This window comes from Leptospira fletcheri, from assembly GCF_004769195.1.
In the GTDB taxonomy this organism is placed as follows: Bacteria; Spirochaetota; Leptospiria; order Leptospirales; family Leptospiraceae; genus Leptospira_B; species Leptospira_B fletcheri.
Genome location: NZ_RQET01000001.1, coordinates 407321 through 425077 on the forward strand (window position 1 = coordinate 407321; position 17757 = coordinate 425077).

Genomic DNA, 17757 nt, shown 5'->3' on the forward strand with positions numbered 1-17757 from the left:
GACTTTAGTCGGAATACTGATTCCGACTAAAGTCGAGAAGAAGAAGTCGAGATGGGGTGTAGGTCTCCCCGCCCTTCCTGGGCGGGGGCCGGTGCGGTGGTACCCTCGAAGCGGCAACCGCACTCGCGTAACATATATTTTCCCCAAAGGAAAGTCCTTTTTAAAAAATTCCCTGCAGGACCTCCTACAACAAAGAAAATTGAAAAAAGGGCTTACAAAAACATCCTTTTTCCGATCGGCATTTCCACGACTCGGTCCTAAATCAGTCCCTTCCATTGACTCCAGGCTTGTCTCCAAAACCCTTTGTCCCAAAATTCGCCGACCGTCTCCATCTGTTTCGGCAGTCGATTCCACGGAACTCCAGGAAACCGATGATGGATTCTGTGATAGTTGAAATGCAAAAACCAGCGACTAAGACGATCCGGAAGCCGTAGGTTGTATGCCGAATTCTTATTGTCGATTTCCTTCGCATAATGATATGCGTTATCAAAGAAAGACACGAAGAAAGCGCGTAATAATAACAGAATCAAAAGAATCCAAAAATGGGTTCCATATAGCCAAAAAGAAACGGAATATAATAAAAACGTGAATAATAAATCTTTTCGAGCCTCCGAAAGGATCTCTGGCTTCAGCACCCATTTAAAGAAAGCATCTTCAATCGGATATCGAACCGTCTTCTGCGAGATTCTTTTCGACCAAGCTGAAGGAAGAAACAGAACGAAACCGATTCCTACTTCGAATAGGTACGTAGCGAACGTGATTCTGAAATAGTAGTTCAGACTTTGCATCCATCTCGGGCGACCGGAGTCTGCCTCGAAGAATTCGATTCTATCCCCCGCCTCGCGATTGAATTTATGATGCATCAAATGACTAGCCTTCAACACCACGAATTGTGTACCGAATAAGATTGAGAGAACTCGCCCCCAAAATTGGCTTTGGGATCGGTCGTTGGAAAAATTACCGTGAATACTTTCATGGATCAAATTCCAAAGCAGATAAGAGAAAGGACCGCTCACAACGGCGAAGAAGATCCCGATACCGACCATGCCCGGGAAGAAGTTCAGCAAGACAGGAATCGAAAAATGTAGGCTTCCGAAAAAAAGAATCAATCCCCACGCAATTCGAATGTTCTGCCGCGTTGGAAGCTCTCGAATTGGGTTCATGGTCGAAACAGACATCTATCGATCTAGATCCGGAAAAAGGCTTTGCAAAGCAATCATTTCGAAGGAAAAAATTCTCCCTTTTTCCGAGCCTCCCGTCCAATGATACAATATGATAAAAATGAAATCCGTCCTCTTGGTCGTTTCTACCATACTTCTGTCTGGTTGCTTCCCTTTGGATCCCGACCGGAATCTATCTCCCAGTTACAAGGACGGACGATTCAGAAATCTAGCTCCCGATGAGGAACTGAACGGTAAATCTTTCTTTTCCGTACTCAAATGGAAACTTCTCGGCCCTCGCGACCCCCTCGCCCTTCCGAATCTAGACAAAGAACCTCCTATGGTTTTGGAAAGAACTCCTTCCAGCCTTTTAGCCAAGGACGGAACTGTTAAAGTGGTCTGGTTCGGGCACGCCACGGTTTGGATTTCCGTGAATTCGGGAGGAAAAACGGTAAATATCCTCACCGACCCCATATTCGAATCTCCTCTCTTAGTGGACCGTTGGGTCCCCCTTCCGATATCGAAGGAAACGCTTCCTCCTGTGGATCTAGTCGTAGTCAGCCACGCACACCGGGATCATTTGGATCGACCCAGCCTCAGATATCTTCGGGAAAAGAACCCGGGGTTAAAGATTCTTCTGCCTTCCGGCATGAAGGCTTTTTCTTCGGATGAAAAATTGGGTCTTGTGCAAGTGCAGGAAATCGGACAAGTAACACGGCAAGATTCCGTAAAAGTCACCTTTCTTCCCGCGTATCATTGGAGCCGAATGGGAATCAATGATACGAACCAGTATTTCTGGGGAAGCTACTCGATCGAAGCCAACGGAAAACTTCTGTATTTCGCTGGAGATACCGGATATTCCGTTCATTTTAAAGAAATTGCAAAGATGTTGGGAAAGCCGATCGACTTAGCCCTGCTTCCCATAGGTGCATACAAACCTAGGTGGTTCATGAAATACGCCCACATAGGACCTGACGAAGCCTTAACTGCCTCCTTAGATCTGAACGCGAGATCCTTCGCGCCTATCCATTGGGGAACCTTTCCTCTCGGAGACGATCTTCCCCAGGAACCCTTAATGGATCTGAAAGGAAAATTGAATTTTCCCGAAATTCCGGATATTAAAGGACTAAACCCCCTCTATACGGGAATTTCTTGGGGGAATAAGAACGGAGTTCGAGTTCTACCTTGGACCATAGGCAGTGGGATAGATTTAGAATAATCAACATTCGGAAAATAAATAGCCGTCCTTTTCTTTCTCTGAATTCTGGTATTTTCACAACGGAGACGACGGTTGTAAGATATGAAAAATATTTTTTTCCCAAAAGTGAATTCAAAACCTTATTTCGCTTATTATATAAGCGCGATTTTCCTAGGGGCTCTGATATGCGTGCCTGGAACAAATGCGAAGGAATCCGATGCACCTACGGTTCCTATGGCAATAGCTGAGGAAAAACCCGAGGAAGACGTATCTAAAACGAAGAAGGCGGAAAGGCGGGTAGACGAACGCAAAGGAACCTGGACATTCCAATGGGGTTACAATCGAACCTCATTTTCCCAAAGCGATATCAACTTCCGGGGTCCCGGGTATCATTTCACTCTCAAAGGGGTGGATGCCAGGGACAAACCGCAAAGCGTGGATTCCAGCTATGTAAACATCAATCTATGGGAAACACCGCAGTTTAACTTCAAATTCGCGTACTACATTACGAATCATTTTTTCATCTCTTTCGGAGAGGATCATATGAAATACGTGATGACTCCCGGTCAGGCCGGGACCATTTCAGGATACATAGATCCGTTGGCGATCCAACGAGCACGGTTCGGGACTTCTCCGGAATCCGCCGTTTATCTCTATACCTTTCCGAATAACCTGAACCAGTTCGCCGGATACCACGGTGGAGGGCAGACTGTCAATATCACTCCGGATTTTTTGAAATTCGAACATACCGACGGATTGAATTTCTTCTTCATCGAACCCGGTTTTACGAATTCCTTCTGGGTTTCCAAGGACGGACAACACGCATTCAGCTTGGTAGGTTCCGCCGGCGGTGGGCCGGTGGTTTGCCGTAGCGATGTCCGTCTTTTCGGAGAAGGAAAGAACAATCACTTCCACTTGTCCGGTTACGGAGTCACGGCGTATGTCGGAACAAGACTCGACTTCTTCCGTTCCTTCTTTATCGAAATCGGAGGAAGAGGGGGATACATAGATCTTACGAACATCCTTACCAACGGTAGAAGTAAAGACAGAGCGACCCAGAATTTCGATTTTATGGAACTGATCGGGTCGGCAGGTATCAATTTTTAAGGAAGGGATCCGATTTGATTTCCGGTCTGCAAGGTTCTATTCGTAAATTGGAAGTGAATACCGTTCATTTGGACGTACAATCGATCACTTACGAAATTACAATTTCCTTTAAAACGTATCTGGAATTAAAGGAGAACTTTAAGGCCGAAAAAAAGGACGTGAGACTGCACATCTACCATTCGATGACCGAGCGGGGGCAGCGCCTCTTCGGTTTTCTTCACGAACGGGACAAGGAATTTTTTAAAGTGATCAAAGGATTGCACGGGATAGGAGAAATGACCGCCTTAAAAGTGCTTTCCTTCTTCACCCCTTGGGAATTGTACGGAATCGTCTCTTCCGGCCAGGCCAAAGATCTGGAAAAAATTCCCAAAGTTCGGTCCAAAACCTCGGAAAAGATCTTTTTCGAGGTGAAGCAGAATAAGAAAAAATTAGAACTTTTTTTGGAGGGAACTCCCACGGATCCGATTCCCTCGGAATTCGGACCGAGTGTCCTTCCCTCTCCTGCAGACCGCTTCAAGGAAACCGCAATCCAAGCATTAGTTCAGCTCGGGTTCGACGATAAATCCGCTGCAAAAGAAGTCGAAAAACACCTCAAAAAACAATCGTTTACCGACACCGGCGAGCTCATCCGGGAAATCTTAAAAAACCTTTGATCCTCAAATTCCGATAGATATAAAGCCCGGACTCCAAATCATCCCCAATCCGAAATACCTACCAAAGAGACAGAATCCCCCGACCTGGAACCCCTTCCTAGCCCCCCCTTTTTCAAAAATCGACAGGAGGAAAAGAAATGAGTTGACAAAATAGTTCAAATTCAAAGCATTAAAACATGAATCATTTCCCTTCTTGATAAGGAAAATGATAGGAGAAGAAACAATGTTAGAAGCGCTTCTTTCCACAAAGGAAGACTTAGTTCCTTTTTTACTTCGGATTATTTTGGCCGTGGTGATCTTTCCCCATGGAGCCCAAAAACTTTTCGGATGGTTTGGCGGTTACGGCTTCAAAGGCACATACGGATATATGACGCAGCAGGCAGGACTTCCTGGAATCATAGCGGTTTTGGTGATTTTAGGAGAATCTTTCGGATCGGTCACCTTGCTACTCGGATTCTTAACTCGTTTTTCCGCGATTAGCATCGGCATCATTCTATTGGGAGCAACCCTTCTCGTCCACAGACAACATGGATTTTTCATGAACTGGTTCGGGGCACAGCAAGGAGAAGGTTACGAATACCATATTCTTGGAATCGGAATTGCTGTCGTTCTCGGGATTACCGGCGGCGGAATCTATTCCTTGGATCTTTGGCTCCAGGGATTGCTCTAACGAGAAAGTTCGGAAAATCGCTTCGGAAAATTCCGTTGCGGGCATTGGGGTCTCCCCGCCCTTCCTGGGCGGGGGCCGGTGTGGCGGCACCCTCGAAGCGGCGGACCGAACGCGTATAGCACATGCTTTCCCCAAAAGAAAGTTCTTTTTAAAAAATTCTCTGGCGGAGCTCCTGCAACAAGGAAAACTGAAGAAAGGCTTACGAAAACATCCTGTTTCTGATCGACATTTCCAGGATTCTCCCAAGAGCCCACTTCCCTACCGGAACATGAGCGCGGGCCAAAACCCATATCCGGGAGCTCCTGCAGCACCGACTCGATCCTAAGCATCTCACTCCCGATTCCTGGCACCTAATAACGATAGACAGGAAATTCCGGGCGAAAATCCTTAGAAAAAGCGATTTTGTATCCATTCATCAACCCCAATAAAAAGGCCAATGCATGAAAATTCACGAGTACCAGGCGAAAGAAATCCTGAGACGCCATAACGCGAAGGTTCCCTTCGGCGTAGTTATCGATCAAAAATCAGACGGAGCAAAAGCATACGACGAAGTTTCCGGAAAAACCGGAACTCCAGTCGTTGTTGTGAAAGCTCAGATTCACGCCGGAGGGCGTGGAAAAGGCGGAGGAGTCAAGGTAACCAAAACCAAAGAAGACGCCCTCGCCGCAGTCGATAAGATCCTAGGAATGCAATTGGTAACTCCTCAAACCGGACCGGAAGGCAAAAAAGTCCTCAAAGTCTATTTGGAGCAGGGAATTAATATCGCAAAAGAATATTATATAAGTGTCCTGCTGGACCGTTCCATTCGCAAGACCATCATTATGGCGTCTACCGAAGGAGGAATGGAGATCGAAGAAGTTGCGGAAACCCATCCGGAAAAAATCCTGAAAATCGCCGTTGATCCGGGAATCGGACTGCAACCGAACCAGGCTTCCCAACTCGCTTTCGACCTCGGCTTGCCAGCCGAATCCCACAAATCCTTTAAGGCTCTTTTGACTTCCATATACCAGGCATACATCAAAGAAGACGCCTCCCTCTTGGAAATCAATCCTCTGATTTTGACGAAAGAAAACGAAATTATCGCCGGAGATTGCAAGATCGACTTGGACGAAAACGCTCTTTTCCGCCACCAAGATAACGCGGCTTTCAGAGATATCTCCGAAGAAGATCCGCTCGAAGTAAAGGCCAGCGAATACAATATCAATTACGTAAAACTGGACGGAAACATCGGTTGTATGGTCAACGGAGCCGGATTGGCGATGGCGACCATGGACATCGTAAAATTGGCCGGAGCGGAGCCCGCTAACTTTCTAGACGTGGGCGGTGGAGCGAACGTAACTACGGTTACGAACGGATTTAAACTCATCCTCGGAGATCCGAACGTAAAAGGAATTTTCGTAAATATTTTCGGCGGGATCGTACGTTGCGACAGAGTAGCAAACGGAATCATCGAAGCCGCAAAAGCGGTAAACATCAACGTTCCGTTGGTGGTGCGCCTAAAAGGAACGAACGCGGAAGAAGGAAAACGGATTTTGAATGAATCCGGCTTGAACATCATCGCGGAAGAAGACCTACGCACTGCGGCCAAGAAAGTGGGCCAATCGATTCAATAAGGAAACGGACAAAAAGGTTATAATCAAGAATGGCAGTATTAGTAGATAACAATACCCGAGTCGTAGTCCAGGGAATCACGGGAAAAGAAGGATCTTTTCACGCAACCCAAATGCTGGAATACGGTACGAACGTAGTCGCAGGTGTGACCCCCGGAAAAGGAGGCACAACCACTGATTTGGCAGGCAAGGCGGTTCCCGTATTTAACAGCCTCAAAGATGCGATTGCAAAAGAAGGTGCCAACGCCTCCATTATTTTCGTCCCCCCTCCCTTTGCGGCGGACGCGATCTTAGAAGGAATTTTTAACGAAATCCCTCTGGTCGTTTGTATTACGGAAGGCATTCCTACCCATGACATGCTCAAAGTGTACAGCGCTCTTCGCAGTTCCAAAACCCGTTTGATCGGACCGAACTGTCCGGGGATCATCTCTCCGAAATATAGCGTAAAAATGGGAATCATGCCCGGATTTATCCACCAAGCTGGAAATATCGGAATCGTTTCTCGCTCCGGAACCTTGACTTACGAATCCGTAGCGCAGTTAAGCCAGCATGGACTGGGACAATCCACCGTAATCGGAATCGGAGGGGACCCTGTTCCCGGAATGAACCACACCGAAGCGATCAAACTTTTGAACGAGGATTCCGAAACCAAAGGGATCGTCATGATCGGAGAAATCGGCGGAACCTCGGAAGAAGAAGCGGCAGCTTATATCAAAAACAACGTGAAAAAACCCGTCGTAGGGTTTATCGCAGGCCAAACGGCTCCACCGGGCAAAAGGATGGGGCACGCGGGAGCGATTATCAGCGGTGGAATGGGAACGGCATCATCCAAAATGAAAGCCATGACCGAAGCGGGCATCCATGTCTGCCAATCCATCGCCGAAGTGGGCGAAAAAATGAAGAAAGCGATCGGTTAATACCGGTCTAAATTCGGGATCAGAATCGGAGGTCTACATGAACCAGCGCCAAAAAAATTCGAAACGTTCTTCCCTCGGCTTGGCCGGTCGGGTTTTCGCGTATGGAACGATTCTGATCCTATCCCAACTCGGGATTTCCGCCCAAACGGTCACGAAGCAGTTGAAGCTTTCCACAGAGGAAACGGTAAAACGTTCCCTGGAAAGCAACTTCAACCTGCAGAATCTTCGTTATGAATTGGTAAAATCGGATTCCGGTTTTTTAAAGTCCGAATCCAAGTATTCTTGGAAAATCGTGAGCGATAACTCCTTCAACCAGACGATCTTACCGTTCAACCAAAACAACGTCTTTACCGGTAACAAAATCTCGAACGATACGATCAAGGGCGGGATCGAAAAGACCATCCGGACCACAGGGACATATTTCAAACTCGAAGCGGGAAACACCCGATTCGACTCCAACGCGTTCGAGGACAAGAGCAACCCGTTTACCGCGAGTTTCTCCGGATTAGGCCTTCCCCCTTTGTATACCGGCTTTATCCGACTCACCTTTAGCCAGGATCTGCTGAAGAACTCCTTCGGATTACAAAGCCGGAACGAGGAAAAAATCCTGACCAAGCAGGGAGAAATCGCGAGAAACCAGGTTTCTCAGCAGATTTCACAAGCGATCGTGGACGCACTCCTGGACTTTTGGGATTATTCCATCAAATTGCATTCTCTAAAAACGTACAGGAAACTTCAAGAAAACGTAAAAGACATACGTAACCTCACCATGCGTAAGCAAAGCTTGGGATTGTCCGAATCCTTCGAGGTAAACCAATGGAATTCCCTTCTGGCCCAGGCGGATAGCCAGTTGGAAACCGCAATCGTGCAAAAGGACGAAGCGAAGAGAAAGCTGGCTCGTAACTTAAGACTGGACGATAATACCGAACTTTCGGAAGAAACCGACCTCTTAGAAGACATACCTTCCAAGCCGGATTATACCGCGGACCTCACGGTCGCGTATCAAAAAAGAGCGGATTACCAAAACGCTCTCCGACAAAAGGAAATTGCGGAAGTTCTCTTAAAGAACGCAAAGAACGACCAGCTTCCTAGCTTGACGGTTTCCGGTTATGCGGCTTCCCAAGCACAGACCCTCGTTTCTCCGGAAAAAAACTATAGCGATCCGGCGGATGGGGTCGGCTCCTTAAAATACAAGGATTACCAGACCAAGGTGGCTCTCTCTTATCCGATCTTCGACAAAGGAGTGTATGCCGGTCGCCGGGATTCCGAGATCGGAGTAAAGCAAGCCAATCTTCAGGAACTGGATATCAAGAATCAAGTGCGGGACGATGTCCGCACCAGGATCGATTCCCTCGAAGCGAGCTACCGGATTTATAAGAATTCCATCATTACGGAACGGGAATCGCAGAATTATTACAACGGAGTTCTAAGATCTTTCCGCCAAGGAAGGATGGATGCCGTTTCCGTAAAAAACGCATTGGACACTCTGGTAAGAGACCAACTCAGCCTGACCCAAGCGAAAGTGAACTTCAATATCGATCTGATGCGTTATTACATCGCGAAAAATACTTTGTTGGAACGCTTCGATTTGGACGTGGACAAACTACTTCCGAATCTTCAATAAACTGGAAGAACCGAAACCACTTTTGAAGCGCGGATTTTTCCTTTCACTCTTCGGGATCGCGGCCCTTATCCTTCTGATCGTCTTGGCTTGGAAGTTTTGGCCCAAGCCTTCGGACACGATCTACGAGAATTTTAAAAAAGGAAAATGGGAAAAAGTGGTCCGTTCCGTAGGAACTCTTTCCGAACCTTCTCCTTACGATCTATTCTACGCTTCCCAGTCCCTTGTCTCCTTCAACTCCGAGCTCAAAAAATTGGAACCCGCGGAACAAAACAAGGAAGCGACCCGATTCTCTAATATTACAAAAATCGGATTCCTTTCCGTAGGAGAAGGTGCCGGCTTTCCTGTCTTCGAGGACGTTTTTTTAACCAAGCTCCCGCGCGGGGGATTTTTACGGGAAAAAGCTCTGGCGTTCCGACTGGAATCCGCGTCCGATTGGGAAGAAGAATCGAATTTTCTAAAATACCTGAAGGAATTCCTAAAATCCGATCCTCTCGTTCTCGGTGCGAAATATTCGGTTACACTTAGGAAAGCTCTAAAGCGTGAAATTCCTCTGACCGAACCGGACAAAAAGGAAGCCGAAGAGCGACTCGGATTTTTGAGCTCGCAGGAAGATTCCGTATTTTTTACGGGAAGACTGAAAAACACCGGAGAAAACACCAACCTTCGGACCGGGCCCGGAACGGAGAACCCTGGCCGCGCCCGATTGAAAAAAAATCTGACTCTGTACGTGTTGGATAGGGATCCTCGTTCGGAAACGATCGGAGGGAAAAAAGGAAATTGGCTTCAGATCTATGTTCCCGAACTCTCCGTCACCGGTTGGATTTTCTCCACCTTTACGGCGGAAGATCCCTATCCTCAGGAAAAAGCGGAGGCCATGTTGGCCGGATTTTCGCAGTCGGAAAAAAGTACAGCATGGGATTTCGCGTTCTGGGAGCCGAACCAACCGCCGCCCGGATTTCACGGAGAATATTTGAAAACCGACAAGATCGCACTCGATGGAGATTACGGAATCGTACTATATAGATCCCAAAACGGAAAATATACGGAGATCTGTAGATTGGTCGAAGAACCCTTCCGTTCCCTGGAATTTGTCTCAGCCAGCCTCAGCGGAGAAGAGCCTGTTCCTATCTTTCGACTTTATGCCGGACAACCTGGATCCTGGAAGCCCGGATTTCAGATCGACTTGGAACGGGATAGCATTTCGATTAACAGAAATAGATACGTTACGGGAAATTCCTCCGGCAAACGCCGTTTCCGGATCGCGATTTCATCTTCGAACTCCGGATCCGCCTCGGCCTCTCTGCTCCTCGGAGAAACCGTGGCATTGCAAGGGATCCGCCCGGAAGAGGATTTTTCTCCGGAGGAAGAGACCCGATACAAACTTTGCCTTCTTCAACCGGAAAAACGTTCCGATTCCAATCTAGCGGCCTTTCGGTTCGAATTTCATTTCTAAGGGCAGGAATTATATTAGGAGATTCAACTATGCCTACTTACGACTACCGCTGCAAAAACTGCGGCCAAACTTTCGAATACTTCCAATCCATGAAGGACGATCCGATCAAGACCTGTATCCTTTGCGGTAAAGGGGAAGTCGAGCGTCTGATCTCGAACGGAGGTGGAATCATCTTCAAGGGTTCCGGATTCTACGTCACGGATTATAAATCTTCCGGGAATTCCTCTAACTCTTCTAACTCCTCCAATTCCTCGTCCGGTTCGTCCGAATCCTCCGGCTGAACTTGGGCCGTTTAGGAATTTTAGCGGGAGGAGGAGACCTTCCGCAAATCGGAATGCGCGAAGCCTTAGCGGCCGGAGAAGATCCGCTGTTTCTTTCCATCGCGGAATCGGATTTTACTCCCGGCGACTATCCGGACCGGGTCGTACCCATTCGCATCGCGAAGATAGGAGGATTGTTAAAATCCTGTAAAGCGAACGGAATCGATCGCCTCCTTCTATTAGGAAAGGTCAAAAAGGAAATCATATTCAAAAGTATGAATTTCGATCTGAAAGCCATCGCTTTATTGGCGAGAATGGTAAACCGGCACGATTATTCCATTTTCAAAACGGTGGCCGAAGAATTCGAAAAAGAAGGGATCCGGATCCTCTCCCAAAAAACGTATCTGAAATCTCTTCTTCTCCCGCAAGGTAGGTATACGAAAAAAGCCTTGGACAAAAGACAGTTGGCCGATGTGGAATTCGGAATGGAATATGCGGAGAAAATCGCTCATTTGGACATAGGCCAGACGGTCGTCGTATTGGATAAGTCCGTATTGGCGGTGGAAGCCGTGGAAGGAACGGATTTGGCGATTCGACGCGGAGGCTCCTTTGCCAAAAAGGACAAGGCGGTCGTATGTAAAAGTTCCAAACCTAGCCAGGATGACCGGTTCGATCTTCCCACCGTTGGCGTGGAAACCCTGAAAACGATGAAGGAAAGCGACTGCGAAATCCTCTCCTTGAGGGAAGGAGAAACCATCGTGGTGGATCCTCCGGAATTTATTCGCCTTGCCGAAAAACTAAAAATACATATCTTGAGTATCGGCCGTGGTAACCTCTCGAAAATCAATAGCACCCAAAAAAGACTCCCCGAAATCCAAAAAGTCCCCCGCAAAGCCTAGAGTTGGCGCGGGGGATTGGAGCCTCGATTCGTCACCCTCCTTCTTATTTTTAGCCGGAGAACATTCGGGGGATCTACTCGGAGGAGAACTCATCCACGAGTTGAAAAAGACCTACCCCGACTCCCCCTTTTTCGGAGTAGGCGGACCTAGGATGATAGAAGAAGGATTCGACTCCATCGAAAACATGGAGGAGCTCTCTGTGATCGGATTCACCGCAGTGCTGTTCAAATATAAGTTCCTGAAATCTCTGATGGAAAAGATCGTAGAAGAAGCTACGTCCCGCTCCTGCACTCATGCGGTCCTTGTCGATTATCCCGGATTCAACCTAAGATTAGCCCGCAAACTGAAGGCATTGGGAATCAAAGTGATCTTCTATGTTTCTCCCCAGCTTTGGGCTTGGAAATTCGATCGGATCTATGGGATCCAGGAATGCGTGGACTTGATGCTCGTCCTTTTCCCTTTCGAAAAGGAACTGTACGATAAATACGGAGTAAGAAGCGTTTTCGTCGGACACCCGATCGCTCAGAGAATCAAGGAGAAGATCAAGAAAGAAGCGGTTTTTCCGGAAACCGGAGAAAACAAACCTTCCTCTACGTACATCGTCACGCTTATGCCCGGTTCCAGAAGCGGAGAGATCCGACGCATCCTGCAAACGCTTTTACAGACCGCAAAATTGCTTCATGAAGCTTTGGAAAAAGAAAAGAAACATGTCCGCTTCCTAATCCCGAATATCAACGCGAAAGAGGAGGAGTTTATCCTTCGTTCCATCGAAAAAATCTCGGCCCTTTCCCCGAACTTGAACGTGGAGTACAGTTTCGATCGATCGTTAAGGGCGATAGAGGCTGCGGATTTGGTCTTGGTGGCTTCCGGAACTGCGACTCTGGAAGTGGTCTATTTCGAAAAGCCGATGATCATCCTCTATAAAGTCAGCTTTCTGACCTACTTCATCGCTTCGCAGGTGATTCGGACTCCGTACATAGGTTTGGTGAACATCCTTTCCGGTAGGGAGACTGCGCGGGAATTGATACAAGCGGAATGTACTCCCGAAATGGCCTTCGAAGAATCCTTAGCCATCCTAAAGAATAAAAAATACAGACACGCAATGATAGAGGATATCGCCTCCGTAAAACGATCCTTAGGCGACGAACCTACTTCTAAAAATGCGGCAAAAGCCGTCGTTCATTTCATTAAGGAAAAACGCACCGCCGGCTAAGGAACATGATCGGAATCATTCCGGAACGCAGATCTCTCTTGTTTCCCGGAACTTGGAATAGAACGGGACCGAGCTGATCGTAAAAGCGGAATCGCTGGAAGCGGTTTGAGTGAAACCCGTGACGGAATAACGAAGATCGGAATTTTCTTCCCCGTAGGCGTTTCCGGTCCCGTTGAAATTTCCGGATTTCCAGACTAGGTTTTTCAACATGGGATTTCCGGGATCTCCGTATTCGAATTGCATATCGAATCCCGGTTGCAACGGAAGAGGAAAATTCGCATTCCCGCTCCAATGTACGCCCTTAAAAAGGACTTCCTGCAGATTCATATAAAAATGATCGCGAAAGTCCAGGAAATTATTTCCGAAGAACCGAATCGTTCCCTTGGTGGAAATTTTCTCGGGAGTCAGATCCTTTCCGCAGAATCTAAAGGAGGCGAGTTTCCACGGAAGATCGCTCCCTTCGAATTCGAAATTGAAATACGGGTTATCGCTTCCGTAGGTAAAATAGGAAGAGATCTTACCTTCCCCGACTCCCGACAATTTTCCTTCCAATCTAGATTGAGATGGCGCGAACTTGAGATTTAGAGCCAAAACCCCCAAATTCGGAAGGTCGGATTTCAGACGCATCTCCTTCGCATCTACCTTGAGATTTCCGGTGGAAAACTCCAGGAAGTATTTATATACCGGCGTGCGAACGAAATGAATTTCCGGGATCAGTTTCTCCATTCTGGTGCGGACTTCTTCCCTCACCTCCTGCCTCATCCGTTTGTACCAAGGAAGATAATTCTCCAACACGATGGAATCCGTTTTCAACTCGGTGTCGAAATCCCCCTGAACCTGATAATACGGAGTGCCGTCCCCCTTAAAAGCCTTGCGAAACCCAGCTTTGCCTCGCGAAGTCCAGCGAGCAGGAAAACCGAATTGGGAGCCGATCATTTCCATACGGAAAGAACCGTTCCGATCCCAATTTAGATTTCCTTCTTTCACCTCAAGATCCAGTTCCGGATCTTTCCAACGGAAATGCTTCAGAGTAAATCCGCTTTCTAGCTGGACCCAATCGTTGGAATTACCGGTTTCTTTTCCCTTGCAAAGTAACCTTAGGCTCCCTCCGAAAGACTCTAATTGCTCGGAAATCGGTAAAAAATCGCGAACCCTATCCAAGTCGGACACGTCCAGTTTCAATTCCCAATTTCTCAATCCCTTGGTCCCTTTTTCGCGGGAAAATTCCAACGAATCTTCGTTATTTAAAAGTTTATGATATTCTTTATATGTTCCTTCTTTCCCGTTGGAACGAGCCCATTCGTGTTCGAGAGATACGTTTCTCCATTCCCACGGCTCCTCCTTAAGAGGAAGTTCTTGCATGACGATTCCGCTTACCGCGGAAAATTCGGTCTTTCCATTTCCCTTTAAAATTCCGTCCTCCACTTCCAGAAACGCTTTGCCGGAGATGCGGCCGTTCTGCGGTAAAAAAGGGGACAGCTCGGAATACAATCCGCCGATCGCTTTCGCTCTTGCGTTCCTAAAATCCAAAGCCAAAGACATCCCTTTGGATCCGACGTCGGTGGAGAAAGTACCGTTTACGTAACGCAACCCGGGCCAAGGAAATACGGAGTCCGAAATTCCGACGGAGATCCGATTTCCGTCCTTTCGAATCAAAAAATCCACTCCCCTCACCTCTTCCAGAAGAACCTTTCCTCCTCTAACCAAAGTCACTGTGGTGTTTTCGAGCAGGATTTCCGGGATATTGATCTTATGGATATAGCCTAGGATTTCTCCCGAAATACGATCTTCCAGATCCAGGTAAATCTGTGCGTTTCTGACTCGGATCGCCTTCACCGAAGGGGTCCCTTTCCAAAGTCCGCGCAAAACCAATTCGATCTTATTTGCCCTCAGGATCAGATGCTGCGCCGCAAAATCTCCCTCGCTCGAAATCTTGAGATCTTCTATAAAAACGTGGTTCGGAAATTCGAACTCTACGACTCCCAAAGCTACGGCTCTTCCCAGCTCGCCGTTGATGAAATTTCGGGAAAGCTCCTTGATTCCTCTCAGATCCAAAACTCGGTGTACAAAATACCATTCCGCTCCTTCCTTAACGGCAACGGATAAAAGAAGAAGCGTCACTACAAGAACGGATATCTTGCGGAAGTACGGCTGCTCCGCGACCGTCTTTGCGCGAAGATACAATATTCTGGAATACTTATAAATATAAAATGGGACCGGAATCTGAAACTCGATTCGGTCCCTTTTGATAAACGGATTTTTAGGAAACGGAAACGAAAACCGGATTATCGCGGTAGGAGTTGCGCGATCTTTTCCGAAGTCTCCCGTAGAACGGCGCTCTCTGGATATTTCTGCAATCCTTCTTCCAGAACCATCTGGCATCTTTTGTATTCCTTAATCCGATAGAAGCTGACGACGACGGTCTCATAATAGAATAGATCCTTCTCGAAATTCTTATCTCTGGCAGCGCGCCCGAGAATCCCGAGAGCTTGGCCGTATTTCTCGTCTTCGAAATAAGCTTTGGCCCACATCTTTCTGCGGTTCGTAGATTCGAAATCCCTGTCTATATTATCGGATTTACGAAAGTGAACGATTGCATTTCCGTAATCGTTGATTCCCAAGTAAGCGGACCCGAGGTAATGGTCCAAATGGAGAAGATTCTTGCCTTCCTTGGAATTCTGGAGCTCTTTCAGAACGAGAGAGGCTTCCTTGAAGGATTCGATTTTAAGTAATAACTTTGCTTTCTGGAGGAGGAGTTCGGAACGCCTTTTGTCCTCCATACCGATCCCTGGTAATTGCGAATCGATGATTTTGATTTCTGCTCTGACCTGGGATTCAAGGTTTGCAGACACTGCACTTTCTCTTTGCGCCGTTGCACACGAAAAAGAAGCTAAGCTCCCCAGCACCAGTATAGCGAGATATCTCTTCATTTTTATTATCCCGTTTTCAATTTTTCGAGTTCTTGGAGGAAATCTTCCGTCTCTTGTTGTCTTGTTTCCTCGTTGGAAAGCCAGTCTAAGGTCTCGGGAGAGATCTCTTTTAAGAACCGAGAAGGCTCTGAACTCAATTGCTCCCCAAATTTGCGTCGATTTGCGGCTCCTGTCAAGCATAAATGGACCTTGGCTCGGGTCATGGCCACGTACATCAGACGCCTTTCCTCGTCAACGGAGTTTTCTTCGGAAGAAATTCGGCCGTTGGGCAGGATCCCTTCTTCCAATCCGACCACATACACCGATTCGAATTCCAGCCCTTTGGATTGGTGAATGGTAAGCAGTTGGATCCGATTATCCTCCTTTTCATCCGAAGGCTCGTCTTCCATCAACATCGCCAAACGGTTGATAAAGTCGAAAAGCGTAGGTTTTTCACCCGTTTCGTTGTTTTCCTCGAAAAATGCGAGCATATTCACCAATTCGGACATGTTGTAAATCCTAGCTTTGGCGACCTTTTCCTCCTTCTCCTCCAGGATGATTTCCTTTTCCAAGCCCAGCTCTCCGATGAATTCCCGCAAGGCGAAAAAGAGACGCGGAGAGGAGGAAAATTTCTTTTTGGATTTTTCGATCAGATTCACGAAATTATAGATTTCGGAGGCGACCTTACGGTTCAGATCCGGAAGAAAATCGGGGGATTCGCAAACTCTAAACAAGGTTTCGTAGAGCGATTCCTTATTCTGTCCCGCCTTTTCGTGCACCAAGGAAATGGACCCGGGACCGATCCCTCGTTTCGGATAATTGATGATGCGCAAAAGGGACGCGTCGTCTTTTTGGTTTGCGATCAAACGAATATAGGAGATCAAATCCCGAACTTCCTTTCTGTCGAAGAAGTTATAGCCTCCTACCACCTTGTAGGCCATGTCTCTCGCGCGGAGAGACTCTTCGAAAGGTCTGGATTGAAAATTCGTCCGGAAAAGGATCGCGATTTGGCTTCCCTTACGCGCTTCCTTGATGATCTCCTCCCGAATATTCTCTACCACCCACTCGGCTTCGTCTTTTTCATCCGTGCGTTCCACGTACTTCACTTTCCTGGCCCCGGGAACTCTGGAATAAAGTTCCTTTTCCCTGCGCGAGGAATTATTCCGGATCAAGGAGTTCGCCGCGGAAACGATGATGTCCGTCGATCGATAATTCTCGAGAAGACGAATCACGGTAGCTCCCGGAAAATCCTTTTCGAATCCTAGGATCAGACTCACATCGGAACCTCGGAACGCGTAGATGGACTGGTCGTCGTCTCCGACCACGCAGAGATTGTCGGAGGAACCCATCAGAGCTCTCAGGAATTCGTACTGAGTCCGATTGGTGTCCTGAAACTCGTCCACGAGAAAATACTGGAACTTCTTATGATATTCTTCTCTCACTTCCTCGAAGTCTTTCAGAAGTTTAGAAGGAAGAAGAATCAGATCGTCGAAATCGATGCAATTCTGTTCTTTTAACGCGTCTTGGTATTGCTGGAAAAGGGAAGCGGCGGAAAGATCCCCTTCATTGATCGAACTTTGAAAGGTCTCGAGTAGCTCCGGCCCCGTGTTTTTGATCCGGGAAATCTTCCCTAAAATCTCGCTCACCTGGGCTCGTTTCGGTTCGATTTTCTGAGCCACCAACATTCCCGTGATGAGACCTTCCTGATCGGCTTGGTTCAATAACAGAAAAGGATGTTTGTATCCTAATTTTTCGATATGCTTTTTTAGGATTCCCAAACCCAAGGAATGAAATGTGGAAAGTACGATTCCTTTGAGAAGGTTCCTAGATACGAGCTTTCTGACCCTTTCTCCCATTTCCTTAGCGCTTTTATTCGTAAAAGATAAGGCGACGATCCTGGAAGCCGGAATGGAATGGTCCTGGATCATATGGGAGATCCGATTCGAGATAACCCTGGTTTTTCCGGAGCCTGCTCCGGCAAAGATGAGAAGGGGGCCTTGTACGGTCCGGACCGCTTTTTCCTGTTCCGAGTTCAGCTTCATGGAATCATGGGACATAATTCGGGAGTTTCGCTTCTTGTCAAC

At 47.4% G+C, this 17757-nt stretch carries 15 protein-coding genes; 11 read left to right on the forward strand and 4 right to left on the reverse strand.

What is annotated here, in order from left to right; translation table 11 throughout:
- Window positions 1-257: 257 nt before the first annotated feature.
- Window positions 258-1016: a fatty acid desaturase gene (locus tag EHO60_RS01745; RefSeq protein WP_246028089.1), complete on the reverse strand. Its 759-nt coding sequence runs from the start codon at window positions 1014-1016 to the stop codon at window positions 258-260.
- Window positions 1017-1281: 265 nt separating this feature from the next.
- On the opposite strand from EHO60_RS01745, the gene EHO60_RS01750 reads away from it, so the two are divergent.
- The 11 genes from EHO60_RS01750 to lpxB all read left to right on the forward strand — a co-directional run bounded on the left by EHO60_RS01750 (window position 1282) and on the right by lpxB (window position 12764).
- Complete coding sequence (locus tag EHO60_RS01750) at window positions 1282-2379, forward strand: MBL fold metallo-hydrolase (protein WP_246028090.1); 1098 nt, start codon at window positions 1282-1284, stop codon at window positions 2377-2379.
- Window positions 2380-2460: 81 nt separating this feature from the next.
- The gene (locus tag EHO60_RS01755; protein ID WP_135766436.1) at window positions 2461-3465 is read left to right on the forward strand and encodes a hypothetical protein; all 1005 of its coding nucleotides are present in this window, start codon (window positions 2461-2463) and stop codon (window positions 3463-3465) included.
- Window positions 3466-3479: 14 nt separating this feature from the next.
- Window positions 3480-4118, forward strand: coding sequence for a Holliday junction branch migration protein RuvA (gene ruvA / locus EHO60_RS01760; protein ID WP_135766437.1), 639 nt, complete (start codon window positions 3480-3482; stop codon window positions 4116-4118).
- A gap of 223 nt (window positions 4119-4341) precedes the next feature.
- On the forward strand, window positions 4342-4788 hold the full coding sequence (locus EHO60_RS01765) for a DoxX family protein (protein WP_135766438.1): 447 nt from the start codon (window positions 4342-4344) through the stop codon (window positions 4786-4788).
- A 440-nt stretch (window positions 4789-5228) separates the two neighbouring features.
- Window positions 5229-6401, forward strand: coding sequence for an ADP-forming succinate--CoA ligase subunit beta (gene sucC / locus EHO60_RS01770; RefSeq protein ID WP_135766439.1), 1173 nt, complete (start codon window positions 5229-5231; stop codon window positions 6399-6401).
- Between the two features lie 29 nt (window positions 6402-6430).
- Window positions 6431-7315, forward strand: a complete 885-nt coding sequence (gene sucD / locus EHO60_RS01775) for a succinate--CoA ligase subunit alpha (protein WP_135766440.1) — start codon at window positions 6431-6433, stop codon at window positions 7313-7315.
- A 37-nt stretch (window positions 7316-7352) separates the two neighbouring features.
- The gene (locus EHO60_RS01780; protein ID WP_135766441.1) at window positions 7353-8939 is read left to right on the forward strand and encodes a TolC family protein; all 1587 of its coding nucleotides are present in this window, start codon (window positions 7353-7355) and stop codon (window positions 8937-8939) included.
- Window positions 8940-8961: 22 nt separating this feature from the next.
- Window positions 8962-10392: an SH3 domain-containing protein gene (locus tag EHO60_RS01785; RefSeq protein ID WP_135766442.1), complete on the forward strand. Its 1431-nt coding sequence runs from the start codon at window positions 8962-8964 to the stop codon at window positions 10390-10392.
- Window positions 10393-10421: 29 nt separating this feature from the next.
- Window positions 10422-10673, forward strand: coding sequence for an FmdB family zinc ribbon protein (locus EHO60_RS01790; RefSeq protein ID WP_135766443.1), 252 nt, complete (start codon window positions 10422-10424; stop codon window positions 10671-10673).
- Window positions 10674-10675: 2 nt separating this feature from the next.
- Window positions 10676-11551, forward strand: coding sequence for an LpxI family protein (locus EHO60_RS01795; RefSeq protein ID WP_135766444.1), 876 nt, complete (start codon window positions 10676-10678; stop codon window positions 11549-11551).
- A complete protein-coding gene (lpxB, locus tag EHO60_RS01800; protein WP_135766445.1) occupies window positions 11478-12764 on the forward strand; it encodes a lipid-A-disaccharide synthase in 1287 nt (428 codons plus the stop codon). Before EHO60_RS01795 ends, lpxB begins: the two co-directional genes overlap by 74 nt.
- A 15-nt stretch (window positions 12765-12779) precedes the next feature.
- Here the strand turns inward: lpxB and EHO60_RS01805 are convergent, their stop codons facing one another.
- From EHO60_RS01805 to EHO60_RS01815, 3 genes are all read right to left on the reverse strand, one after another.
- Window positions 12780-14948: an LIC_12586 family protein gene (locus EHO60_RS01805; protein WP_135766446.1), complete on the reverse strand. Its 2169-nt coding sequence runs from the start codon at window positions 14946-14948 to the stop codon at window positions 12780-12782.
- A 101-nt stretch (window positions 14949-15049) separates the two neighbouring features.
- A complete protein-coding gene (locus tag EHO60_RS01810; protein ID WP_135766447.1) occupies window positions 15050-15694 on the reverse strand; it encodes a tetratricopeptide repeat protein in 645 nt (214 codons plus the stop codon).
- A 5-nt stretch (window positions 15695-15699) separates the two neighbouring features.
- On the reverse strand, window positions 15700-17715 hold the full coding sequence (locus tag EHO60_RS01815; protein WP_135766517.1) for an ATP-dependent helicase: 2016 nt from the start codon (window positions 17713-17715) through the stop codon (window positions 15700-15702).
- Window positions 17716-17757: the final 42 nt, after the last annotated feature.